This window comes from Actinopolymorpha sp. B17G11, from assembly GCF_040196095.1.
Taxonomy (GTDB): domain Bacteria; phylum Actinomycetota; class Actinomycetes; order Propionibacteriales; family Actinopolymorphaceae; genus Thermasporomyces.
Map to the genome: position 1 here is coordinate 180,593 of NZ_JBEFTW010000004.1, position 22,553 is coordinate 203,145.

20 protein-coding genes are annotated in these 22,553 nt (G+C 70.3%); 10 read left to right on the forward strand and 10 right to left on the reverse strand.

The genetic code is table 11. The features are described 5' to 3' along the window. Nucleotides 1–423 precede the first annotated feature (423 nt). A complete protein-coding gene (locus tag ABN028_RS06770; RefSeq protein ID WP_349329177.1) occupies nucleotides 424–1,638 on the forward strand; it encodes a S8 family peptidase in 1,215 nt (404 codons plus the stop codon). Between the two features lie 94 nt (nucleotides 1,639–1,732). On the opposite strand, the gene ABN028_RS06775 is transcribed toward ABN028_RS06770, so the two are convergent. Both ABN028_RS06775 and ABN028_RS06780 read right to left on the reverse strand, forming a co-directional pair. Next, nucleotides 1,733–2,539, reverse strand: coding sequence for a helix-turn-helix domain-containing protein (locus ABN028_RS06775; protein WP_349329178.1), 807 nt, complete (start codon nucleotides 2,537–2,539; stop codon nucleotides 1,733–1,735). A 73-nt stretch (nucleotides 2,540–2,612) separates the two neighbouring features. Beyond that, nucleotides 2,613–3,338, reverse strand: a complete 726-nt coding sequence (locus ABN028_RS06780) for a class I SAM-dependent methyltransferase (protein ID WP_349695999.1) — start codon at nucleotides 3,336–3,338, stop codon at nucleotides 2,613–2,615. Nucleotides 3,339–3,373: 35 nt separating this feature from the next. On the opposite strand from ABN028_RS06780, the gene ABN028_RS06785 reads away from it, so the two are divergent. Then, nucleotides 3,374–4,765, forward strand: coding sequence for a hypothetical protein (locus ABN028_RS06785; protein WP_349696000.1), 1,392 nt, complete (start codon nucleotides 3,374–3,376; stop codon nucleotides 4,763–4,765). Nucleotides 4,766–4,825: 60 nt separating this feature from the next. Here the strand turns inward: ABN028_RS06785 and ABN028_RS06790 are convergent, their stop codons facing one another. From ABN028_RS06790 to ABN028_RS06805, 4 genes are all read right to left on the reverse strand, one after another. Next, nucleotides 4,826–5,626 carry a class I SAM-dependent methyltransferase gene (locus ABN028_RS06790; RefSeq protein WP_349696001.1) on the reverse strand — a complete coding sequence of 267 codons (801 nt, stop codon included), beginning with the start codon at nucleotides 5,624–5,626 and terminating at the stop codon, nucleotides 4,826–4,828. A gap of 47 nt (nucleotides 5,627–5,673) precedes the next feature. Next, nucleotides 5,674–8,451: a PEP/pyruvate-binding domain-containing protein gene (locus ABN028_RS06795; RefSeq protein ID WP_349696002.1), complete on the reverse strand. Its 2,778-nt coding sequence runs from the start codon at nucleotides 8,449–8,451 to the stop codon at nucleotides 5,674–5,676. After that, nucleotides 8,423–8,893 (reverse strand): MarR family winged helix-turn-helix transcriptional regulator, encoded by a 471-nt coding sequence (locus ABN028_RS06800; RefSeq protein WP_349696003.1) that lies wholly within the window; start codon nucleotides 8,891–8,893, stop codon nucleotides 8,423–8,425. The genes ABN028_RS06795 and ABN028_RS06800 overlap by 29 nt, the downstream gene beginning before the upstream one ends. 113 nt (nucleotides 8,894–9,006) lie before the next feature. Continuing rightward, nucleotides 9,007–9,252, reverse strand: coding sequence for a hypothetical protein (locus ABN028_RS06805; protein WP_349696004.1), 246 nt, complete (start codon nucleotides 9,250–9,252; stop codon nucleotides 9,007–9,009). Nucleotides 9,253–9,396: 144 nt separating this feature from the next. Between ABN028_RS06805 and ABN028_RS06810 the strand changes: the two genes are divergently transcribed. Next, nucleotides 9,397–10,896 (forward strand): MFS transporter, encoded by a 1,500-nt coding sequence (locus ABN028_RS06810; RefSeq protein ID WP_349696005.1) that lies wholly within the window; start codon nucleotides 9,397–9,399, stop codon nucleotides 10,894–10,896. Nucleotides 10,897–11,132: 236 nt separating this feature from the next. On the opposite strand, the gene ABN028_RS06815 is transcribed toward ABN028_RS06810, so the two are convergent. Then, nucleotides 11,133–12,353 carry a hypothetical protein gene (locus ABN028_RS06815; RefSeq protein WP_349696006.1) on the reverse strand — a complete coding sequence of 407 codons (1,221 nt, stop codon included), beginning with the start codon at nucleotides 12,351–12,353 and terminating at the stop codon, nucleotides 11,133–11,135. A gap of 368 nt (nucleotides 12,354–12,721) precedes the next feature. Between ABN028_RS06815 and ABN028_RS06820 the strand changes: the two genes are divergently transcribed. The 7 genes from ABN028_RS06820 (at nucleotide 12,722) to ABN028_RS06850 (ending at nucleotide 18,376) form a co-directional block, all read left to right on the forward strand. Next, complete coding sequence (locus ABN028_RS06820; protein ID WP_349329274.1) at nucleotides 12,722–13,711, forward strand: AAA family ATPase; 990 nt, start codon at nucleotides 12,722–12,724, stop codon at nucleotides 13,709–13,711. Between the two features lie 95 nt (nucleotides 13,712–13,806). After that, complete coding sequence (locus ABN028_RS06825) at nucleotides 13,807–14,760, forward strand: DUF58 domain-containing protein (RefSeq protein WP_349329275.1); 954 nt, start codon at nucleotides 13,807–13,809, stop codon at nucleotides 14,758–14,760. Then, nucleotides 14,757–15,710: a VWA domain-containing protein gene (locus tag ABN028_RS06830; protein WP_349329186.1), complete on the forward strand. Its 954-nt coding sequence runs from the start codon at nucleotides 14,757–14,759 to the stop codon at nucleotides 15,708–15,710. Before ABN028_RS06825 ends, ABN028_RS06830 begins: the two co-directional genes overlap by 4 nt. A gap of 139 nt (nucleotides 15,711–15,849) precedes the next feature. Then, a complete protein-coding gene (locus ABN028_RS06835) occupies nucleotides 15,850–16,611 on the forward strand; it encodes a DUF72 domain-containing protein (RefSeq protein ID WP_349329187.1) in 762 nt (253 codons plus the stop codon). A gap of 157 nt (nucleotides 16,612–16,768) precedes the next feature. Then, nucleotides 16,769–17,263 carry a DUF3145 domain-containing protein gene (locus ABN028_RS06840; protein WP_349329188.1) on the forward strand — a complete coding sequence of 165 codons (495 nt, stop codon included), beginning with the start codon at nucleotides 16,769–16,771 and terminating at the stop codon, nucleotides 17,261–17,263. 644 nt (nucleotides 17,264–17,907) lie between these two features. Next, nucleotides 17,908–18,090: a hypothetical protein gene (locus ABN028_RS06845; RefSeq protein WP_349329189.1), complete on the forward strand. Its 183-nt coding sequence runs from the start codon at nucleotides 17,908–17,910 to the stop codon at nucleotides 18,088–18,090. Nucleotides 18,091–18,145: 55 nt separating this feature from the next. Beyond that, the gene (locus tag ABN028_RS06850; protein ID WP_349329190.1) at nucleotides 18,146–18,376 is read left to right on the forward strand and encodes a hypothetical protein; all 231 of its coding nucleotides are present in this window, start codon (nucleotides 18,146–18,148) and stop codon (nucleotides 18,374–18,376) included. Between the two features lie 8 nt (nucleotides 18,377–18,384). Here ABN028_RS06850 and ABN028_RS06855 read toward each other — a convergent pair whose 3' ends face one another. The 3 genes from ABN028_RS06855 to ABN028_RS06865 form a co-directional block, all read right to left on the reverse strand. Further along, a complete protein-coding gene (locus tag ABN028_RS06855) occupies nucleotides 18,385–19,794 on the reverse strand; it encodes a (Fe-S)-binding protein (RefSeq protein ID WP_349329191.1) in 1,410 nt (469 codons plus the stop codon). Between the two features lie 61 nt (nucleotides 19,795–19,855). Then, on the reverse strand, nucleotides 19,856–21,064 hold the full coding sequence (locus ABN028_RS06860; RefSeq protein ID WP_349696007.1) for an FAD-binding oxidoreductase: 1,209 nt from the start codon (nucleotides 21,062–21,064) through the stop codon (nucleotides 19,856–19,858). Next, the gene (locus ABN028_RS06865; protein ID WP_349696008.1) at nucleotides 21,045–22,499 is read right to left on the reverse strand and encodes an FAD-linked oxidase C-terminal domain-containing protein; all 1,455 of its coding nucleotides are present in this window, start codon (nucleotides 22,497–22,499) and stop codon (nucleotides 21,045–21,047) included. Before ABN028_RS06865 ends, ABN028_RS06860 begins: the two co-directional genes overlap by 20 nt. Between the last annotated feature and the right edge of the window lie 54 nt (nucleotides 22,500–22,553).

The window sequence follows — 22,553 nt, forward strand, 5'->3', positions numbered from 1 at the left end:
GACTACGAGCCTCGGCGAGGTTCCGGACATGACGCGAGCGGATGCCCGATGGTGGCCACGATCGCCGGCAACCCCGCGGGCGGGATGGGTCCGCACATGGACCTGATCAGTGCTGCGACATGCGCGTTCATCTCGGTCCTTTTGATCGGGTCCTTCGGTGCGCGCGTTGTTACCCTCGGGTAACCGAAACCGGACAAACGGCCCGATTCTCGGCAGGTTGGTGCCGAATCGGTGACCTCTCACTGGACAACACAAGGGACGGGCCCATAGAAAGCAGGATCAGCCCGGCAGTCGGGGCGGGGACGACAGAACGCGGTGTCATCGCAGAACCTGCGCGGGCGACGTGCTTTGGACCATGACACCTCACCCCTTCTTCACCGGCGTCCATACGCAGGCACACGAGACGCAAAGGAGGGGCCCCCAGTGACGAAACTTGCATGGCGGCGACCAGTCGCCGTCGTCGGAGCCGCGCTGCTCGCTGTCGCAGGCCTCGCTAGCTCCGCAGTGGCCGCGCAACCGAATGAGAAGGGAGGGTCCGACCAGGCGCCGCTCATCGGCACCGAGCGGGCGACAGCCATCGACGGCCGCTACATCATCAAGCTGCGCGACGGAGTCACGTCCGCCGACGCCAAGTCGGCTCGTGTCGAGGCACGAGACGCGGGCGGCACGGTCCACGCGACGTACTCCAGAGTCCTGGACGGATTCTCGGCATCCCTGTCTCCGACGGCTCTGGAGCGGTTGCGGTCCAACCCCGAGGTCGAGTACGTCGAGGCAGATCAGCGGGTCCACACGACCGAGACCCAAGAGCCCGCGACGTGGGGGCTCGACCGGATCGACCAGCGGAGCCTTCCGCTCGACAACAGCTACACCTACAACGCCACGGGCGCCGGCGTCACGGCGTACATCATCGACACCGGCATCCGCATCAGTCACCAGGACTTCGGCGGCCGGGCGGTCAGTGGTTTCGACGCGGTCGATGGCGGTAGCGCCGATGACTGCAACGGGCACGGCACCCATGTGGCCGGCACGGTCGGTTCCGGGACCTACGGCGTGGCCAAGGGCGTCGAGCTCGTCGCCGTTCGGGTGCTCGACTGTGGCGGAAGCGGCACCATCGCGGGAGTCGTCGCCGGCATCGACTGGGTGACGTCGGACCACGAGGCCGGCGCTCCGGCCGTGGCCAACATGAGCCTCGGCGGTGGCGCATCGACCGCACTCGACGACGCGGTCGTCAACTCGATCAACGATGGCGTGACCTACGCTCTCGCCGCCGGAAACGACAGCGGTGGGGACGCCTGCGGAAGCTCGCCGGCGCGGGTCACGGACGGAATCACAGTCGGTGCGACCGAGGACTCCGACGCACGGTCGTCGTTCTCCAACATCGGCACCTGCGTCGACATCTTCGCGCCTGGTACGGACATCGAGTCGACGTGGAACACCAGCGACACCGCGACCAATGTCATCAGCGGTACGTCGATGGCGACGCCGCACGTGGCAGGTGCCGCGGCGTTGTACCTCGAGGGTGACCCGGCGGCCGCTCCCGCGGCAGTAGCCGATGCCCTTGTGGCGGGCGGAACCCCGGACGTCGTGAGCGACCCGGGTGCGGGTTCGCCGAACGTTCTGCTCTACACGGGTTCATAGCGCGTCTCACCGGGGTTGGGAATGATCACGCATGCGTGATCATTCCCAACCTCACGCCGTGGATTCGGAAACCGCAGCGTCGCTCGAGGCCGCGTCAGGCTACGTGCTCAGTGGCGCTGTCCTGCGCCGGCCGGCGCAGGAGCGAGGTCGCGGACATGCCCGCCAGGTCCCGGCAGTCGCGGGCGAGATGGGACTGGTCGGCATAGCCCGTCGTAGCCGCCAGGTCAGCCAGTGAGGCTGCGGGTGCGATCCGCGCGAGGTGCCGGATCCGCAGCATCCGGACCACGCGCACGAACAACGCCGGACCGTAGCCGACCCTGGCGGTGAAGCGCCTCCGGAGCTGCCGCTCGCTGAGGCCGACGTCGCCCAGCACCTCTCCGAGGCGGGCGTCGCCGGCCAGGAGTGTACGCACGGCATGATCGATCTCGCAGTCCACCTCCGGCGCCATCGCATGGTCCCGCCGCACCGTGACGAGAGGCGCGAAGCGGCGGGGGTCGGTGTTCACCTGATCCACGACCTGCCGAGCCGCCGCGGATCCCCACAGGTCCGCGAGGTCGACGCGCTGGTCGCGCAGGTCGGCGGCTGGCACCCCGAGGATCCGGGGCGCTCGGCCGGGTCGGAACCTGATGCCGTGGATCACCATGCCGACAGGGATCGATGACGTCCACGCCCGCGTGTCGGGTCCCGCGACCACAGCCCGGTCGGGCGTGACCATGATGTCGAGGCATCCGTCGGGGAGGATCGGCGAACGGTCGCCGAACGACGACCACCACAGACAGGCGACATCGTCGGCGAGATGTGGCGGCGGCGCCCACTCGTCGTAGGTCGCCGCGGCGTTGGTGTGATCGCCGCCCGGTCGCGCGGGCGCGGAGGCGCGCGGACGGATCTGGACTCCGTGCACTCTCGAACGCTAGCCCGGACCTCGGACAACCGCGCCCGACGGCACGGCGGGCGAGCCTGTCGCCCTCTCGCGCTCAGCGCAGGCGCAGCTCGGCAAGGTAGCCCGGCCCCTCCCGGTCGACGCCAGCGAGTCGCCACGGTGAGTGCTGGGTCAACCGCGCCAGCTCGTCGCGGGAGCAGAAGAGGTAGTCGAACCACGGATCGGCGAGCCGGCCGAACCGACTGCGGAGGCGCGTCTGTCCGCCCGCGCGGCCGTGTCGCCGGTTGTGGGAGTGATAGTCGAGATGGTCCGGATCGTCGGTGACGTACGGATCGCGGCATCCACCGAGGACCTGCGCGTTCGGTGTGGCCGACCGGGCGAGAGCGTCCAGAACGACGTCCGCATGCTCCGGCGTACCCAGGAGGGCGAGGTTGTTGCCCAGCAACAGGAAGGTGTCGAAGCGCTCGCCGAGTACGGGAAGCTCCTCCAGGCATATCTGATGGACCTTCCGGACTCCTCGTGCGCGGGCCACCTGGCAGGCGCCGGGGGAGGGGTCGATCGCGGTGACGTCGAGTCCGCGTTCCTGCAGGTAGAGACTGTGCCGCCCGGCACCACAGCCGGCGTCGAGCACGCGACCGGTGGAACGGTCGCAGGCAGCCCTCTCGAGGTCGGACCAGTCCGCCGACCCCGTGAAGTAGATCTCACCCGCGTGGGGCGCGAGCAGGCCGTCGTTGCGCTCGATGGCGCCGTACCCGCTGCGTCCGGCGTACGTGGCGAGCAGCAGCTCGCCGAAGGCGTCGCCGATCTTCGGGCCGTCCATGCCGGAAGACCTTAGCGATAGACGACACTGTGAGCATGTCCTTTCGCCGCTGGCTGACTGCGTTCGCAGCGCGCGGTCCCCGCCCTGACGTGCGCACCAGGGCCGAGGTCCTCGAGGCATTGGGTGGCGAGGGCTGCCCCGTCTGTCGGAGTACGGAGCAATCCGTCCGCCGGTGGTTCTTCGCGTACGAAAACGACACCCGGGTCGATCCGGACATGCGGGAACGGCTGGAACGCTCAGGCGGCTTCTGCGCTCCCCACACCCGACACCTGCTCGACATGGGTGCGTCGGTCTCGTGGCTCGCCCGCTGGGTGTTCGCGGACGTGGCGCGGGCGGGTGGGAACGCGCTGGCAGCTGAGCGTCCGCCGAGTGTCGGCGCGTGCCCCGCCTGCGAAGCGGCGGCGCGGGCGACGTCCGACGCCCTGGCAACGTTGGCCGTCGGGCTGGTTGATCCGGAGGCGCGCCAGCTGCTCGAGGCGGGAGACGGGCTCTGCCTCACCCACGGTCTCGCCGTCGCCGAGAGGGGCGCTCCGATGATCGGACGGGCGATCGTGGCGATGCTGGACGCCCGCCTCGCCAAGGACCCGGTCACCGCGAGAGACCAGTTGGTGAGCGCGGACCCGGACATCGCCCGCCGACGGCGCTACCGGGAGACCCGGCTGGTGGAGGTCCTGGACGCGGAGGAGGCGACGCGGGCGAGGCCAGCAGGTGACGTCGACCTGGTTCTCGACTGGCCGTGCTGCCCGCTGTGTGCGGCGGCCGGCCTGGTGGAATGGCGGTACCTTCGCTGGCTGTCCGGAACGGCGAGCGCTGAGGCGACCGAACCGCGCGGGGATGTCGCGCTGTGCGTCCGGCATGTGGCAGACCTGGCCGGCTTCCGGGATCACGGGGATCCTGCGCGTCTCACACTCACCGAGGACGGTCTCCTGGTCCCGGTGGCCGCGGCGATCGAGCATGTCGCCGGCCTCTGGCGGGTGGAGCTCCAGGCGTACCTTCGCCGGCTCGAGGCTGGGTCTCTGTCGCAGGTCAAGGCGCCCAGAATGCTCGGGCACGGACTCTCGTGCCAGTTGTGCGGCGCGCAGGAGGCCGCGGTCCGGCGGCAGCTGCGCCTGATGGGTTTGGTGGCCTCGGACCAGGAGTACGCCCCGCGGATGGCCAGGTCCCACGGGGTGTGCCTCCGGCACGGTCGCGCCGGCGGTGGATCGGCGGACTCGGGAGCGGACCCCACGAGCCTCGCCATGCCCTGGCGCCTGCTGCTCCAGACGCGGATCGGACTGCTGTCGTACGCACTGGACGAAGCCGAACGCAAGTCCAGCTGGGATGCCCGCTGGGAGGTGCGCGGAAGCGAGATGGTGGCCTGGCGCCGGGCACCGACGTTGCTCGACGGCGCGGTGCTCGGCCCCTTCGCCCCGGAGCCGTCGGTCTGAGGCGCACCACAGACCGCTGACCGGTCGTACGCACCAACCAGCGCGCGCCGAGCGACGGGTTCAGGCCCGGGGGTCGCCAGCGCTGGGAGCGTCGACCAGCACGGTGTCGACCAGCACAGCGTCGACCAGCACAGCGTCGATCCGGAGTCGGCGGTAGTCCGCCCACCAGGAGCCGTCACGGTGGAGTTTCGGGCGAAGCTGGGCGACGAGGCTCTCGACGAAGCCGACGCTCTCCGACACATCCGCCACGAGATGCTGGCCGAACATCCGGAGCCAGTTGGCAAGACCGTCGTCACCCACGAGTCTCGTCGGGCGGTCGAAGAGCCACGCCTGACGGACCTCGAAGCCGGACCGTTCGAGGACCGCGGCGTACTCTCCGATCGTCGGGAAGTACCACGGACAGCTGGAACGCCCGACGCCGTGGTCCACGCGCAGCTCCTCGGCTGCCTCGACGATCGTCGCGACGTTGCCCGCACCGCCGAACTCCGCGACGAACCGCCCGCGAGGGCGTAGCGCCCGGGCGATCGAGCGGGCGGCTTGATCTGCCTCCTGCACCCAGTGCAGCGTCGCGTTGCTCAGAACCGCGTCGAACGCGCGGTCGTACGGCAGGTCACGCGCGTCGGCGACGTCGACCGGCAGGCCGGGATGCTTTTCGCGGGCTCGCTCGATCATCGCCGGACTCGCATCGGCACCGACCGCGAGGACGCCGGCCTCGCGAAGTTGGGCGACATGGTCGCCGGTGCCGCAGCCGAGGTCGAGGACGTGCTCGCCTGGCCGTGCGGCGAGAAGGTCCACGACTTCAGCGCCGAGCGCTGTCACGAAACTGTGCTTGGCGTCGTAAAGGTCGGCGTTCCAGGCCATGCCGGCAGGCTAACGCGCACAGACCAACATGCGAGATATCAGTCTCGCTATTCGGTCGACGGGGAGGGCCGGGGCGCCGACGGTCGGACGGTGCCGGTGGTGCCGTCGACGGTGACCTGCTGGCCGGTGGTGAGACGCTCGGTGGCGTCATGGACACCGACCACCGCCGGGATGCCGTACTCGCGTGCGACGACCGCGCCGTGCGAGTTGGCTCCGCCCATCTCCATGACCAAGCCTCCCGCGGTGAGGAACAGCGGCGTCCAGCCGGGGTCGGTGGACGGCGCGACGAGGATCTCGCCCGGTTCCAGCCGTGCGCCGACCGGGTCGAGGATCACCCGCGCGGTGCCGGTGACGATGCCCGCCGAGGCCGGCGTGCCCACCAGCCGCCCGTCCGACCCAACGTCGGACTCTCCGCTCGGACCACCCTTCTGACCGTCGGCCTGCAGCTGCGCCTCGGGCTCGGTGCCGTCGGAGAGCATGACCCGTGGGATGCGCCGGCGGCGGAGTTCGTCGTCGTAGGCCTGACGTCGTTCCGTGACCACCTCGGCCAGGTCCGCACCGTCCAGCGCCGCGCGGGCCTCGGCCAGGTCGAGGAAGAACACGTCGTCAGGTTGGGCGATGCGGCCACTCGAGGTGAGCGCGGCTCCGACCAGCGCGAGCTGGTGTCGGGCGGTTGCGATGGCCTGGACGAGGTGGAACTTCGGCAGCTCCCGGACCCCGGCGAGCTGCCGTGCTCGGCCGAGCAGTGCCCGCACTGCTCGGCCCCGCAGTCGCCCGCGACGCGCGGCCCGATCGGCCAGGGTCCCGACCATCGCCTCCGCCTCCGCGACACCCCTGGCGAACAGCCGGTCCGGTGAGGCGGCCCCAGCGTCAGGCTCGGCCATCCGTAGGTAGTTGGTGAGGACGCCGAGGAGGTGGCGCGGGTCGTCGGACCATCGGGGCATGCCGAGGTCGATCTCCGCGACCGCGCGATGGCCGTAGCTCCGCAGGAAGTCCTCCAGACCCTGCTGTGCCGCGGGCGGCAACGAGCCGGCGTTGTAGCGCTCGGCCAACTCCTCCACCCCGGCCGTAAGGAACAGCCCGGTCGCGGCCGCGTCGGCACGCACGCGGGAGGCCACCTGCCACAGGTCGAGGTCCATCTCGGTGGTGACGTTGTGCGGAATGCCACGCAGGACCGTCGGGATGTCTCCGGGTCGCGCGTCGTCGCCGAGCAGCCTGCCGGCTAGGTGCAGGGCGGCGAAGCCGGCTCCGAACACCGGAAGGATCCGGGGCACGAGCGGGGCCACCTCGCCGAGGATGCGTACGGCTGCGTCGAGGCGCTGCGCAGGCGTCGCGTCGTCCGGCACGGCGAGCCGGCGGTCCACCTCGATGCCGATGCGGCTGAGCGCTGCTCGGGCCTTCGCCGGCCGGATCAGTGCGTACGCCAGCCGCGGCGGCACGTGGTGGCGCAGGGCGACCCGCCCTACCCGCCGCAGGAACGGCAGCCACGACGGGTGGGCCATCGTCAGGCGCGGATCTGCGAACAGGTGCCGCATGATCGCCGCGGACCTCGCCTCCATCACGCCCAGGATCCGAGGGAGGAGGGCGCGCCCCACCCGGCTGCGCACGGCCGTGGTGACGTCGATGAAGAGCCGTTGCCCGGCCGTGGTGAGGACCGTCGGACCGGCCAACGGGTCGGTCACCGGGGAGCCGAGCAGCCGCGACGCCCCGGACGCCATGACCCGGAAAGCGGCGATTCCCATCGGCGTGATCGGTCGGTACAGGCCCTGGGCGACGCTGAAGCAGAAGTACACGCGTGGCGCGGCAGCGGCGTCGCCCTCTCCGGGAGCGGATGCGCTCGACGGCAACGGGTACAGCGTCGTGACCGGGCGGGCCTGGGTGAGCCACATGGCACCGTGCTCGTCGACGGCCCACTCGATGTCCTGCGGCGCGCCGTAATGGTCCTCCACCCGGGTGCCGAGGCCGGCCAGTGCCACTACCTGGTCGTCGGTGAGGCACGCCCGTCCGCTGGCGTCGCCCGCGTGGAGCTCGACCTGTTTGGTGCCGCCGCCTGGTACCGACCGGATGACCAGCCGCTTGTCGCCGATTCGCCGGTCGAGGATCGTGCGGCGACGTACGTCCACGACGAAGTGGTCCGGGCTCACGGCCCCGGAGACCACGGCCTCACCGAGTCCGGGGCTCGCGTCGATGACCGCCTCGTGGCGTCGCCCGGTCACCGGGTTGGCGGTGAACAGTACGCCTGCGATCGCCGAGTCGACCATCCGTTGGACCACGACGGCGAGCCGAACGGTGCGATGGTCGATGCCGTTGCTCGCCCGGTACACCACGGCACGGTCGGTCCACAGCGAGGCCCAGCAGTGGCGTACGGCGTCGATGACCGAGGCCTCGCCGACGATATTGAGGTAGGTGTCCTGCTGTCCGGCGAAGCTGGCGAACGACAGATCCTCCGCCGTGGCCGACGAGCGCACCGCCACGGGCACGTCGTCACCGAGCCGGGTGTAGCCGGCGATGACCGCGTCGGCGACGTCGGCGGGAACCGGAGCGGCCAGCAGCGCCGAGCGTGCCCGCTCGGCCAGCAGACGCAGCGCCGGAACGTCGGTCGGCGGGGTGTCGGCCAACGCATGCTGCACCTCGTCCAGATCCGCGGATTCGGCCACCCGCCGGTACGCCTCGGTGCGTACGCACATGCCCGGCGGCACCGGGAAGCCCGCACGGGTCAGCTCGCCGAGGTTTCCGGCCTTGCCCCCGACCTCGGCGAGCATGCTGCCGTCGAGGTCGGCGATGTCCAGGACGAGGTCAGTGCGCCGCGTCTGCGTCACGCTCATCGAGGTGTCTCCTGGAAGCCTTGCCGAGCAGCGCCATGGCCTCGCTCACCACGCGCTGCTCGTCGTCGGTCAGGTAGGTCATCAGCTGGCGTTGCGCCTGCGCGCGTACCTGCTCGAACGCGCGGAGGTAGTCGCTTCCCGCCGTGGTGATCCGCAGTCGCTTCGCCCGCCGGTCGTCAGGGTCCTCGTCTCTGTCCACCCAGCCGCGGCGTACGAGAGGGTCGATCAGTCGGCTGGTCACCGACATGGACCGCCCGATCTGGGCGGCCAGGTCGCGGACGGTGGGGTCGGCGCCCGCGTCGAGGACGTACAACGTCGCCACCTGGAGGAGGTTGGGTTCGGTGTCGTCCATGCGTCGGAGCATGCCGAGCAGGAGGTCGGGGATGACCGCGCGCCGGAACTGCCGGATGTCGTCGGCGAGCTGGTCGTGACCGGCGGACACTGCGTCTCCAGTTGCTTGCGAACTCACAACTAATTCATGAACGCAAACTTAACAGTGGTTGTCCGGTGACACAACGCAGGAGACGCAGCAGATCGCAGCAGGGCTGAGAGGACTCAGCGGGCGGGTGTCCCTCGGCGGCCGCCGGTGAGCAGGCGACGTAGCGCCGGGAGCGCCCGGCCCACCTGCACATCACCGTCGAGCCCGTCGAGTCCGCGCCACGCGATGCCGGCGAGTACCTGATCGTGAGGGCTGAGCTCAGGGTCGTGGCCGAGAGCAGGTGACGCGCTCGGAGGTACGTCCACCAGGAAGCAGGTCTCGCGCACGACCGCCGCACAGACCCGCGATACCGTGCCCGCCACACCGCTCACCCCATCATCGGGGCCAGCGAACGACACAGACGACCACGTTGGCAACGGCCACAGGCGCGATGTAGGCCCGGTGTCGGACACCACGTCGGTCCTCCGGCCGATATCCCGGCACGTATCGGGAGCTAACGTGGCGCGGTGAGTGTTTCCAGGGAGTCGGCGGGGCCAGGTGGCACCCGGCCGGACGGGACGGGGCCAGGGGAGAACGGGCTGGCAGAGAACGGGCTGGCAGAGAACGGGGCGGCGGAAGGGGCCGCCGGTGAGCGGCTTCTCGGGCCCACCTACCGGTCATTGACGATCGGGATCGTCGCGCTGGTCCTGCTGGTCGCGTTCGAGGCGATGGCGGTCACGACGGTCATGCCGGTGGCGGTCCGCCAGCTGGACGGGTTGGCGTTCTACGCCTGGGCGTTCTCCGGCTTCATGACGGCCAGCATGTTCGCGACGATCGTCGCAGGCGAGGTGTGTGACCGGATCGGTCCGGTGGTGCCGTTCGTGGTCGGCGTCCTCCTCTTCACCGTCGGACTGGTCGTCGCCGGCGTGGCGGAGACCATGCTGGTCTTCCTGGTCGGCCGGATGATCCAGGGCCTCGGGGGAGGCGCACTCGTCGTCACGCTCTACGTCATTGTCGGGCGGGCGTTCCCTGGGTATCTCCGGCCGCGGGTGTTCGCGGCGATCTCCAGTGCCTGGGTGCTGCCGTCGATCGTGGGTCCGGTGATCGCCGGCTCGGTGACCGAACAGTGGAGCTGGCGACTGGTGTTCCTCGGACTCGTGCCGGTCGCGATCGCACCGGTCGCGCTGGTCCTGCCGCGTCTCCGCGGCCTCCCGGTCGTGCCGCCAGCGGCCCGCCGGCAGGGACGCAAGCGGCGTGCGCTGGCGGCGGCGGTCGGGATCGGCCTTCTGCAGTACGCAGGACAGCGGCTCGTATGGTGGAGCCTGCTCCTGCTCGCGGTCGGGCTCGCCCTGATGGTGATCAGCCTGCCGAGGCTCCTTCCTCCAGGAACGCTCCGGTTCGCTCGAGGGCTGCCATCCGTCGTCGGCATGCGCGGACTGTTCGCGGGCGCCTTCTTCGGGGCGCAGGCGTTCATCCCGCTGATGCTGGTGGAGCACCGCGGGTGGTCGACGACGGTCGCCGGCCTCACCCTGACCGTCGGCGCGCTCGGCTGGTCGACGGCCGCGTGGTGGCAGGGCCGGCCCAGCGTACGGACCTCCCGGCCGAACCTGATCAAGGCAGGTGCGACGTTCCTCACCTGCGGGCTCGTCCTGGTCCTGTGCTCGGCGTTCCCTGCGGTTCCGGGTTGGGTCGCCGCACCGGGCTGCGTCCTTTCCGGTCTGGGCATGGGGCTCGCCATGGCGAGCCTGTCGGTCCTGCTCCTGGAGTACGCGCCGACCCACGAGCACGGCGCGAGCGGTGCCGCCGCCCAGATGGCCGACTCGCTCGGCAACGTCTCCTTGGTCGGCGGCGCAGGGGTGATCTTCGCCCTGCTGCACGACCGGGCGGATCCGGTCGCCGTCTTCGTGGCCATCGACGCCGTCATGATCGCCGTCGCCGTCGCCACCGTGCTCCTGGCCCTCCGGGTCAGGCAGCCGGACCGTCTCGACCAGGCGCTGCGCACCACCCGGGTGACTTCCACCGGGTAGCGCCGGGTTCTGCCGGTCTGCCTGGATTCGCTCCGTGGCGTGGCGTGTCAAGGTTCCAGATCAACCGGTCGATGCCCGACCGTCCGTGTCATGGTGGGGTGGACGGACCGGGGGATTCGCCAATGAGGCTTTGGACGACCGTGCGGACCGCCGCGGTCGCCATGGCGACCGCGGTGTCCAGAGTGCGGTGGCACCCGCGTCCGAAGGGCCTGTCAGCAACGGCGTCAGCTACGCCGTCAGGGCGTCTGCGTACGGATGTCGTTGACGATCTTCTGCAGGGTCCGCTTCTGATCAGGGGTCCCTGCCAGCCGGACGGCGACGTGGGTGTCGGCGTGGCCGCGCCCTGCCTCCGCGAAAACATGACTCAGCGCGACCGACGTCCGCGCGGTCGCGCCGGAGCCGACGGTCCATTCCGCATACATCGTGGTGTCGTCGGTACGCCGCCAGTTGGCAGAGAGCTCCGGCAGTTGGTCACGGATCTTGCCCCACTGGGCGCCGTCGCAGCGTGGCCGGCAGCGTTGCACCTCGACGACGCCGCCCGGTGGGTCACCCGGGTGTCCGGAGAACGCGTAGCTCTCGTCCACGCAGATCCACCGGACCGCGTCGGGTCCGGCCTTGCTGCTGCGCAAACACCCCCACGACTTGGGAACTCGGAAGTCGAACGAAAACCCACGCAGATCCATGAGGTAGGTCGGCTCGTCCTTGCCGAAGGTGGGACCGGCAACTGGTCCGGCGGGCCCATCGGGTATGTGGGAGCGGGGAGACGACGACGGCGACAGCGGGTCCTGCGGGGAGGTGGAGTCGCCGTCCGGCGGGGATTCGCTCGGTGCCGGAAGCGGTTCGGTCTGACCGGCCTGGGGTGCCCGCGGACCGGCCACGTCGTCGCCGGAGTCTACGAGTGCGCGGGCGAGGAAGCCGCCACCGCCGATGACTGCGCACGCGGCGAGGATGCACGCGGCCACCACGAGGAGCGAGTGGGAGGACCCCGTCTGCTGGATGACCGGATTCGCCCCCCCTGGTGTACCCGACGGCGTGATCGTGGTCGCGGCAGGGGAGCCGGCCCAGTGGGGTGCGAAGTCGGGACCGACCGCGGTGCCGAGCCCTGCGGTGGTTGTCGACGCCTCGTCGCCGAGCCCGGCGGCACCGAGCAGGGCGAGACCGGCGGTCGGGTGCGTCCCCGGTGCGTACGCGGTCGCTATCCAGGGGACGGTCTCGTGTGGTGCACCGGCGACGATCGCCTCCGGGGACTGTGCGGCGAGGCGTTCGACCGCGCTGACGAGCCGATCGCGGGCGGCCGGGTCGGCGGCAGCCGCCGTGTGGAGGACGGTCAAGGCGACCGCACGTCCGGCGGGGTCATAGCCCACGAGGACCACGCCGGCATCTCGTGCGGCGAGCCGGCCGTGCACGCGAAACGGCCCGAGCAGCGTCGGATCGCCGGGACGCAACGGCTCGACCATGTGGACCCCCGGTGTGCTGATGCCCCTGGGACAGGTGGCGTGGCCTGGCTAATGGCACGCTTGGTTGCGTGGCCGACGATACGACGTGCAGGCCATTGGAGAGGAATCGCCACATGACGACGCCGGATCGCAGCGAGCTGGCCGCCGGCCGCCCGGAGGGGGTGAACCCGCAGGTGCGTGGTGCGCAGCCACCAGGTCCATCCCAGGGCCACCCATTTCCGCAGGAGTCGGGCCAGCGGGATGCCGCGAGTCCGGGCGGGGCGCCGCCGGCGATGTCCGACGGGCACGCGCCGGATGCGGGCGGAACCGCACCACCAGGAGTCGGCTCCGGCAAACCGGCGGACGGTGGTGGAATCGTCGCGGAGGGAATGGTCCTCGCAGACGCTCTGAACGAGGTGAAGCGGGTCATCGTCGGCCAGGACCACATGGTCGAACGCCTCATGGTCGCCCTGCTGGCCCGGGGGCACTGCCTGCTCGAAGGCGTTCCAGGCGTGGCGAAGACGCTCGCGGTCCGTACGTTCGCGAAGGTCGTCGGCGGCAACTTCGCCCGCCTGCAGTTCACGCCCGACCTGGTGCCGTCCGACATTGTCGGCACGCGGATCTACCGGCCGAGCAAGGAGGCGTTCGACGTCGAGCTCGGACCTGTCTTCGTCAACTTCGTCCTGGCCGACGAGGTCAACCGCGCGCCCGCGAAGGTGCAGTCGGCGATGTTGGAGCTGATGGCCGAAGGGCAGGTGTCGGTGGGCGGCAAGACGTTCCCGTTGCCGGCGCCGTTCATCGTCATCGCGACCCAGAACCCGCTCGAGTCCGAGGGTGTCTACCCGCTACCGGAAGCGCAGCGGGACCGGTTCCTCGTCAAGGTCGACGTCGACCTGCCCGACGCCGAGGAGGAGTTCCGCATCCTCGAGCGCATGAGTGTCAACCCGCCGTCAGCGCGCCAGATCCTTGCCCCTGAACGGATCCTGGCACTCCAGCACGCCGCCGACCGGGTGTTCGTCCACCGGCTGGTCGCGGATTACGTCGTACGTCTGGTCCTCGCGACCCGCCGTCCGGCCGACTACCACGTCCCGGATCTCGCCGGGGTCATCGAGGTGGGGGCGAGCCCGCGGGCGACCCTCGGGCTGGTGTCGTCGGCGCGGGCGCTGGCGTTGACGCGCGGCCGCGACTACGTACTCCCGCAGGATGTCCAGGACGTCGCGCGCGACGTCGTACCCCATCGGCTCGTTCTCGGTTTCGACGCGCTCGCGGACGGTGTGGGGGCCCGCTGGGTCGTCGAACGCATCCTTTCTGTCGTACCTCCACCACGGCCGGTCTGGCGGCAGGACATCGGCGGGAGTGGCCGGCCGGAGTTCCGGTGACCTGGCCACCGACACCCGGACCGGCGGGTACGCATGGACCCGCACCGGTTCCCGTCGAGGGCCGGCACCATGAGGGACGCCACAGTGAGCGGAGCATCGCCAGACTTGCGCCGGAGCGCGCGCTGCGGCGGCTCGAGCTCACCATCGTGCGGCGGCTGGAAGGCTTCCTGCACGGCGAGCATCTGGGACTCCTTCCGGGACCGGGCACGGAGCTTGCCGAGGCGCGCGTCTACCGCCCCGGCGAGGACGACGTACGCCGGATGGACTGGTCGGTGACCGCCCGCACGACGACACCGCACGTCCGCGACGTGATCGCCGATCGGGAGCTCGAGACGTGGGCACTGGTCGACATGTCGGCCTCCATGGACTTCGGCACGGCAGCACTGGAGAAGCGCGAGCTGGCGGTCGCCGCTGTCGGCACGGTCGGCTTCCTGACCCACCGGCTGGGCGACCGGTTCGGCGGGCTCGTCGTGCGCGGTGGTCGGGTCCGCCGCTGGCCGGCCCGGTCGGGCCGGCTGGCGCTCTACGGCTTGCTGCGTTCGCTGCTCGGCGAACCACGTACGCCGTCCGATGAACCGGCGGACGACTTCGCCACTGCCCTGGACACGCTTTCGCGCGGCCCGCAACGCCGGGGCCTGCGGTTGGTGGTGTCGGACTTCCTCGACGGATCCGCCGACGATCCCACGCTTCCACTGCCCTGGGAGCGGGGAATGAAGCGGCTGTCCGGTCGCCACCAGGTCCTTGTCGTCGAGGTCCTCGACCCCCGGGAGCTCGAGCTGCCACCGGTCGGCGTCGTCTGGCTCACCGATCCCGAGACTGGAGTCATGCAGGAGATCAACACGTCCGACCCGGGCCTGAGGGCGCGCTACGCGGCCGCCGCGCATGCCCACCGCGAACGGGTACGGGCGACGTTGCGCCGGGCGGGTGCGGCGCACCTGCTGCTGCGTACGGACCAGGACTGGGTGGCCGACACCGCCCGCTTCGTCCTGGGGCACCGGCGGGTCGCCAGGCGACTGCACGCCCCACCGACGAGAGGAGCCGGCGCGTGAGCTTCCTGGCACCGGAACGCCTGTGGCTGCTGCTCCTCGTACCTGCCCTCGTTGCCGGCTACCTCGTGGTGCAGTGGCGCCGGAAGAAGTACGCACTGCGGTTCACGAACCTCGCCCTGCTGTCCCGGGTGGCACCCCGCAACCCGGGCTGGCGCCGTCACCTCGCCGCCGCGCTGATGATCGTCACCGTGGGCCTGTTGGCGACGGCGTTCGCCCGCCCGCAGACCCAGGTGGACGTCCCCCGCGAACGCGCGACGATCATCGTCACCGTCGACGTGTCGATCTCCATGCGCGCCGACGACGTGGATCCCACCCGGCTGCGCGCCGCGCAGGACGCGGCGAAGGCGTTCGTCGACAGTCTCCCGCCGAAGTTCAACGTCGCGCTGGTGTCCTTCGCCGGGACGGCGAGCATCCTCGTACCGCCCACGACCGACCGGGCCGCTGTCGTCCGGGCCATCGATGGGCTCGAGTTGGCGGAGTCGACGGCGACCGGTGAGGCGATCTTCACGTCCTTGGACGCGTTGAAGCAGGTGCCCGCCGACCCGAGCCGACCCGCCGAGCCGGCTCCGGCGCGGATCGTCCTGCTCTCCGACGGCTACCGGAACATCGGGCGGAGCGTGCAGGACGGGGTGGCGGCTGCCCGGCGCGCGCAGGTGCCGATCTACACGATCGCGTTCGGTACGCCGTTCGGCTCCGTGGAGATCGAGGGGCAGCGGACACCGGTACCAGTTGACGAGGAGACGATGCGCCAGATCGCCGAAGCGACCGGGGCGAAGACCTACACGGCGGCCTCGAGTGAGGAGCTGGAGGAGGTCTACACCGACATCGGCTCCTCGGTCGGCTACACGACGGAAGAGCAGGAGATCACGTCGCAGTGGACGGGCTACGCCCTGCTCACCGCCGTCGTCACGGCCGCCGCGTCCCTGTTCCTCCTCGGCCGCCTGCCGTAACGCGGGCTCGTCCGCTGGGGCGGGAATGATCACGCATGCGTGATCATTCCCCACAGGCATGGCAGATTCGGAGTGCAACCTGGGGAATCGGCGTGCATCGTTTCGATGCGCAGGCCGCTTGACCGGGAAAGTCACTGGCATGGCGATTCTCGTGGGCACGTGCGGGTGGAGCTACCGGGACTGGCGAGGCCCGTTCTATCCGCCGAAACTGCCCCAGCGCTCTTGGCTCGACTTCTACGCCGAGCAGTTCGCGACGCTCGAGCTCGACAACGCGTTCTACCGGTTGCCGACGTACGACGTGTTCAAGGGGTGGCACGACCGGCTGCCCGCCGACGTCATCGTGGCGGTGAAGGCGAGTCGGTTCCTCACCCACATGAAGCGGCTCCGGGAGCCGGAGGAACCCGTGCGGCGGTTGCTCGACCATGCGGGTGGACTCGGCGACCGGCTCGGCCCGATCCTGCTACAGCTCCCGCCGAACCTGCGCGCGGATCTCGATCTGCTCGCCGGGTGCCTCGCCGCGTTCCCTGCCGGCGTGCGCGTCGCGGTGGAGCCTCGGCACGAGTCCTGGTGGACAGCCGAGGTACGCCGGCTCCTCGAAGACCATGGCGCCGCCCTCACCTGGGCCGATCGCCTGGGCCGGCCGGTCACCCCGTTGTGGCGTACGACCGACTGGGGTTATCTGCGGCTCCACGAGGGTCGTGCGCGACCGTGGCCCCGCTATGGTCGAGGGGCACTGAGTTCGTGGGTGACGCGGATCGCCGAAACCTTTGACGACAAGGCCGACGTCCATACGTACTTCAACAACGACCCAGGTGGCGCAGCCGTCGCGGACGCCGTGACGTTCGCGGAACTGGCGCGGCGCGCTGGTCGTTCGGTAACGCGCACACCGGAAGGAATCTGAGCGCTTCCGCGCGGCGACGGAACGAAATCCCGCACACATGCGGTGTCGCTTGGGCGTGTCGCGATGGGTTCGTGCACAATGATCGCGGTACCGGACTATCCCGTGCTGGGACGAGGACGCTGGGGAAGGCGCTCCCTCGACCAGAGAGGTGGTCTCGGTGACAACTCGAGGTGTGCTGTTCATCCATTCGGCGCCGTCGGCGGTTTGTCCCCACGTGGAGTGGGCCGTCGCCGGCGTTGTTGGTGCGCGGGTGAACTTCGACTGGATACCCCAGCCGGCATCTGTCGGCGCTTACCGCACCGAGCTCTCCTGGCAGGGCGAGCCGGGCACGTCGGCGACCCTCGCGTCCGCACTGCGTGGCTGGCAGCAGCTCCGGTACGAAGTTACCGAGGAACCCAGCCCCGGTGTCGAGGGCGCGCGGTACTGCTACACGCCGAGCTTGGGGATCTTCCACGCGGTGACCGGACCGCATGGCGACATCCTCATCCCCGAGGACCGGCTCCGGGCGGCGATGGTCCGAGCGAGCCTGGGTGAATCCGCGCTCGAGGATGAGGTTGATCGCCTGTTGGGCAAGCAGTGGGACGACGAGTTGGAATCGTTCCGGCACGCCGGTGACGGTGCGGCCGTGCGCTGGCTTCACCAGGTGGTGTGACAGGTGCCCGTGGTACGTGCATCCTCGACTCTTGCGGCAACCCGCCCCGAACTGGGCGGATGGGCTTTTTTCAAACGTCGTACAGACTCGGAAGGAAATTGTCTGAACTTACTGACCCGTCGGGTCTACCGCACCATCGTGCACATGGGTAGTGTCCTGGTGACGCAGGGCGCATTGCGGACTCACCCTCCGCGATAAGGGCAAGACCACACCAGACGTGGCCGCGCGGCACCGACAGGGGCGACCTCGGCAGCCGGGAACGCGGCCGCACCACGTGGGGCGTGGCCTTCGGGTCACGCCCTCGCCCTTTTAATCGTTATTCTTCCCGACCGCTTGCCGGTATCGTTCTGGCTGGTTCGGATGCGGCCGCCCAGGGTCTTGATCGACTTCCTGCGGGCTCGGCCATACCCCCAGGTGTATTCCGCTCGCCGCCCGGGTTGGGGCTGCGTGGCATACAGGCGCGGGTACGTCCACTCACCGATCGGTCCGACGGCATGGCTTGCCGAAGGCATGGCCGACTGAGCTGCTTGATTGGTCTGGGGTTTGATTGGTCTGGGGTTTGGACTCGCCATCGGCCCGGGTTTCCGAACCGATTCTCCGTACGGTGGGGACGTAGGAGACGAACGACATCCGGAGGAATGGACATGGAGTGGAGCTTGCTCTACGTCATCGCGACGCATGAGGAGACGAAGGCGGACGTCGAGCGGATCGCCAAGGCATACCCGCGGCTGAACGCCATCGGGGACGTGGTCGCGCGGCTTGCTCGCACGGCGACGGCGCCCAAAGGGCTTCACGCACGGCGACGTGCGCCCGCCGTACGCACATGAGGTCACCACGAGCTGAAGTCGACACGAAGAAACACCAAGGAGGAGTCGCAGCATCATGAACGGGAACAACTACCTGTTCATCAGCACCATCCACGAACAACGACTGGCCGACGTCGAGCGGATGGCGGGGGCTTACCCGCTGCCCCGGCTTGGCGGCCTGGGGAGCGCCCTCGTGCGCTTCGTCCGGGCCGTACGCCGGCTGACGGCACAGGGTCTGCGAGGGAGCGCGGCCCTGCTGGGCTGGCTCGCCAACCTGCTGGACGCCAGGCCGCATGCGTTGAGCTGAGCCAGCTCTCAGCCTGAGAGGCCGCGACCACGGATGGAGGCGTCGACGAGCTCGACCGGGTGCATGAGGGGCAACGCGTCCGCGCCCAGGTGCCGGCGGATCTGGAGCAGGCATCCTGGGTTGGCGGTGGCGATCGCATCAGGTTCCACGGTGCGTACGTTGTCGACCTTGCGCCGGCCGAGCTCTTCGGCGGCGTCCGGCTCCAGCAGGTTGAAGACACCGGCCGAGCCGCAACAGAGCTCGGCTTCGGGGATGTCCACCACGTCCAGGCGGGGGATCGCGTTCAGCACAGCACGCGGCTGCGCGCGAACCCCCTGGGCGTGCCCGAGGTGGCAGGCGTCGTGATACGCCACCCGGGCCTCGATCGGATGCCGCGGAGCCTGCGGCTCCAGGTCGGCGAGCACCTCGGTGACGTCGCGCACCTTGGCACTGAACGCGGCCGCGCGCTCGGCCCAGGCCGGGTCGTCGCGCAGGAGCGTGCCGTAGTCCTTCATCGTCGAACCGCAGCCGGCGACGTTGACGACGATGGTGTCGACGTCGTACGCCTCGAAGATGGCGATCGTGCGACGGGCCCGCTCGAGCGCCTCGGGCTCACGGCCGGTGTGCATGCTGAGCGCGCCGCAGCAGGCCTGGTCGCGGGGGATGAGGACCTCGCATCCCTCGGCGGCGAGGACGCGTACGGTCGCGGCGTTGACCCCGGAGAAGAACACCCGTTGGACGCAGCCGGTCAACACCGCCACCTTCAGCCGTGGCGTACCCACGGCGGCCACCCGCGCGGGCGGTCGCGTCGCCAGTTCGCGCAGTGTGACCGGTGGCAGGAGCGACTCGGCAGCACGCAGCCGCGCCGGCAGCCGGGCGAAGAGACTGCTCCGTCGTAGCAGGCTGGCAAGACCCGAGCGCTGGTAAAGGATCCCGCCCAGTGCCGCCACCCGCAGCCGGCGCGGGTACGGGAAGAGCGCGAAGATCGCCCGGCGGAAGGCCCGGTCACGCAAGCTACGCGGGTAGTGGCGTTCGATCTGCGGGCGCATCGACTCGAGCAGCTTGTCGTACTGCACGCCGGACGGGCAGGCCGTCACACAGGCCATGCAGCCGAGGCAGGTGTCGAAGTGGCCGACCAGTGTGTCGTCGATGCGCGCATCGCCCTGTCCCACCAGGTCCATCAGGTAGATGCGGCCGCGGGGGGAGTCCATCTCCTCGCCCCAGAGCGCGTACGTCGGACAGGTGGGGAGGCAGAACCCACAGTGGACGCAGTCGTCGATGAGCGCCTGCTCGGGTGGGTGGTGGGCGTCGAAGTTTCCGCGGGCGCCGGCGGGCGCGAGGTCCGTGACCGGGGCGCTGGTCGGAACGGCGGCGCCGTCCGGGCGTTCACCAGTGCCAGCGAAGATGTCGCCGGACTCGGGAACATTGTCGACGCTCATCGCGATCTTCCTTCTGCCGCTCGTGGCGACGACGTGGTACTCATCCGCTGCTCCCTGGGGCTCAGTACCACGGCGCGAAGCGGCCGGGGCCGAGCCTGTTGTCGCGGTCGAGCTGGGTCTTCAGCGCACGCAGGAGCGGCAACGTCGCCGGCGCCGGGCCCCAGCTGGGGACGAGGTCGTCGAGGCCGGCGATCCTGCGGTGGAGAGTGACACTGCCGCCGCGTTCCAGTACCGCACTTCGCCAGGCCGCGACAACGGCCGCGTGCGCTGCGGCCTCGTCGCCGCGGATGCGTACGGTGTGGACGCCGATGCCGACGCTCGACGTGAGCGTCGCGTCGATGTCGTGGTCGGTGGCGAGGGCGTCGAGTCGGGCGGCAAGGTCGGGCAGGTCGCTGGCCCGGCTGCCGACGCGCAGGACCGTGTCGCCAGGTGCTCCGCGTACGACGTCGGCGACCTCGTCCCAGGCGGCCGATTCGCCGGCACCGTCGAGGACGTCGGCGCCGCCGTGTGCCAGACCGGAGTCTTCGCGGACGAGGTCCGTGGCCTTGCCCAGGCGGGTGGTGACGCCTGCCCGCGTGCCCTCGAAGCGAACCAGCAGGCGTCCTGCGTACCACTCGACCGCGACAGGCTCGAGAGGCGATGCGAGGAGGCCGCTCGCGCACGTGAACGCCGTCGGGACGTCACATACCACCGCGAGCGTGCCGGTCGCCTCGGGCAGCGGATGGACGCGGAGGACCACCTCGACCACGAGTCCGAGGGTTCCGAGCGAGCCGGAGAGGACCTTGGCCAGGTCGTATCCGGCGACGTTCTTGATGACGTGTCCGCCGGAGCGGGCGACGGTGCCGTCGGCGAGGACGACGGTGACGCCGATCACCAGATCGCGCAGGGTGCCGTAGGTGGCGCGGAGTGGTCCGGCGTCACCGGTCGCGAGCAGCCCGCCGACCGTCGCGCCCTCCGGCACTCTCGCGGCGTCGTAAGCGACGCGTTGCCCGTCGAGCTTGGCCTGCAGGTCCCCGAGCGCGATACCCGCACCCACCGCGACGGTCATGTCAGCCGGGTTGTACGCAAGGATCTGGTCGAGCCCGGTGGTGTCGATGATGGCGGCCGCGTCGCGGACGGGCCCGCCCCACGACTGTGCGGTGCCGGCGCCACGAAGCAGGACGCGCTGACCGGCGCCAGCGGTATCAGCCACGGCGTCCCGCGCCTCGCGCAGGTCGACCGGCCGCGTCGCGGGAAGCTCCGGCGTGGACTCAGAGCCGCTCGATGACACCGGCAGCCTCCAGCGGATGTGGACGGTAGGGTCCCGGTCGCTCGCCGCACAGACGCGGTGTCGGCAGGACCTTGCCGGGATTGCAGACCCCGAGGGGATCGAACGCACGGCGCACACGGTCCATGGTCGCGAGGTCGTCCTCGCCGAACATCACCGGCATGGAGCACGCCTTGTCCGTACCGATTCCGTGCTCGCCCGACAGCGACCCGCCGAGTTCGACGCACAGTTCGGCGATCTCCTTTGAGAGCTTCTCGGCCCGCTCGTGCTCGCCCTGCTTCTCGTCGTAGAGCACCAGCGGGTGCAGGTTGCCGTCGCCGGCGTGGAAGACGTTGGCGACCCGCAGCCCGGCCTCGTCACCCATCGCGCCGATCCGGCGGAGGGCCTCGGACAGACGGGTACGGGGGACCACGCCGTCCTGGACGAAGTAGTCGGGGCTGATCCTGCCGACGGCGGCGAACGCGGCCTTGCGACCGGTCCAGATCCGGGCGCGTTCGGCGTCGTCGGCGGCGACCCGGATCTTCGTCGTACCGTTCGCCTCGCAGATCTTCTGCACCGCCTCGAAGAGGCCGGCGCACTCGTCGGCGGGCCCGTCCAGCTCCACCACCAGTGCCGCGGGGGTCTCGAGGGTGTAACCCGCTCCGACCGCGGCCTCCGACGCCACGATCGCGAGGTGGTCCATGATCTCCATCGCGGCCGGGACGATGCCGGCGCCGATGATGTCGGTCACCGTGTCGCCGGCCTGCTCGATGGACGGGAAGTCCGCCAGCAGGGTTCGGACCGACTCGGGCTTGCGGAGCAGGCGTACGACGATGCTCGTGACGATCCCGAGAGTGCCCTCCGAGCCGACGACCACTCCACGCAGGTCCGGACCGGCGACCTCGGGCGACGGGCCGCCGAGGGTGACGACGTCGCCGTCGGGGAGGACGACCTCCATGGCGAGGACGTGGTGGGTGGTGAAGCCGTACTTCAGGCAGTGTGCGCCGCCGGAGTTCTCGGCAACGTTGCCGCCGATCGTGCAGACCTGCTGGCTCGACGGGTCGGGTGCGTAGTAGAGGTCGTGTGGCGAGGCCGCCCGGCTGATCGCGAGGTTGGTCACCCCTGGCTCGACGGTCGCGGTGCGGTTGACCGGGTCGACCCCGATGATCGAACGCATCCGCTGGAGCGAGACCACGATCCCCTCGGCGACGGGGAGAGCGCCTCCGGACAGGCCCGTGCCCGCACCTCTCGCGACGAACGGCACCTTCGCCTGGTGGCAGGCTGCGACGACCGCCGCGACCTCCTTCCCCGACGTCGGGAGGACGACCAGTGCCGGCGTGACGCGGTAGCCGGTGAGCCCATCGCATTCGTAGGTACGAAGCTCGCTGGGCTCGGCGATCACGCCCCCTGGACCGACGACGTCCTGAAGCGAGGTGCGTAGGCGTTCGATGACCGTCATGACCCTCCGGCTCCTGCTGCGGCGCGCACCACCCACGCTAACGTGTGCCGATGC

Bases quoted from the DNA above. Each gene is read 5' to 3' on its own strand.
- ABN028_RS06780 (WP_349695999.1), bottom strand. From the start codon at position 3,338: ATGGACGGCCCGAAGATCGGCGACGCCTTCGGCGAGCTGCTGCTCGCC.
- ABN028_RS06785 (WP_349696000.1), top strand. From the start codon at position 3,374: ATGTCCTTTCGCCGCTGGCTGACTGCGTTCGCAGCGCGCGGTCCCCGC.
- ABN028_RS06790 (WP_349696001.1), bottom strand. From the start codon at position 5,626: ATGGCCTGGAACGCCGACCTTTACGACGCCAAGCACAGTTTCGTGACA.
- ABN028_RS06795 (WP_349696002.1), bottom strand. From the start codon at position 8,451: ATGAGCGTGACGCAGACGCGGCGCACTGACCTCGTCCTGGACATCGCC.
- ABN028_RS06815 (WP_349696006.1), bottom strand. From the start codon at position 12,353: ATGGTCGAGCCGTTGCGTCCCGGCGATCCGACGCTGCTCGGGCCGTTT.
- ABN028_RS06820 (WP_349329274.1), top strand. From the start codon at position 12,722: ATGGTCCTCGCAGACGCTCTGAACGAGGTGAAGCGGGTCATCGTCGGC.
- ABN028_RS06835 (WP_349329187.1), top strand. From the start codon at position 15,850: ATGGCGATTCTCGTGGGCACGTGCGGGTGGAGCTACCGGGACTGGCGA.
- ABN028_RS06845 (WP_349329189.1), top strand. From the start codon at position 17,908: ATGGAGTGGAGCTTGCTCTACGTCATCGCGACGCATGAGGAGACGAAG.
- ABN028_RS06850 (WP_349329190.1), top strand. From the start codon at position 18,146: ATGAACGGGAACAACTACCTGTTCATCAGCACCATCCACGAACAACGA.
- ABN028_RS06855 (WP_349329191.1), bottom strand. From the start codon at position 19,794: ATGAGCGTCGACAATGTTCCCGAGTCCGGCGACATCTTCGCTGGCACT.
- ABN028_RS06865 (WP_349696008.1), bottom strand. From the start codon at position 22,499: ATGACGGTCATCGAACGCCTACGCACCTCGCTTCAGGACGTCGTCGGT.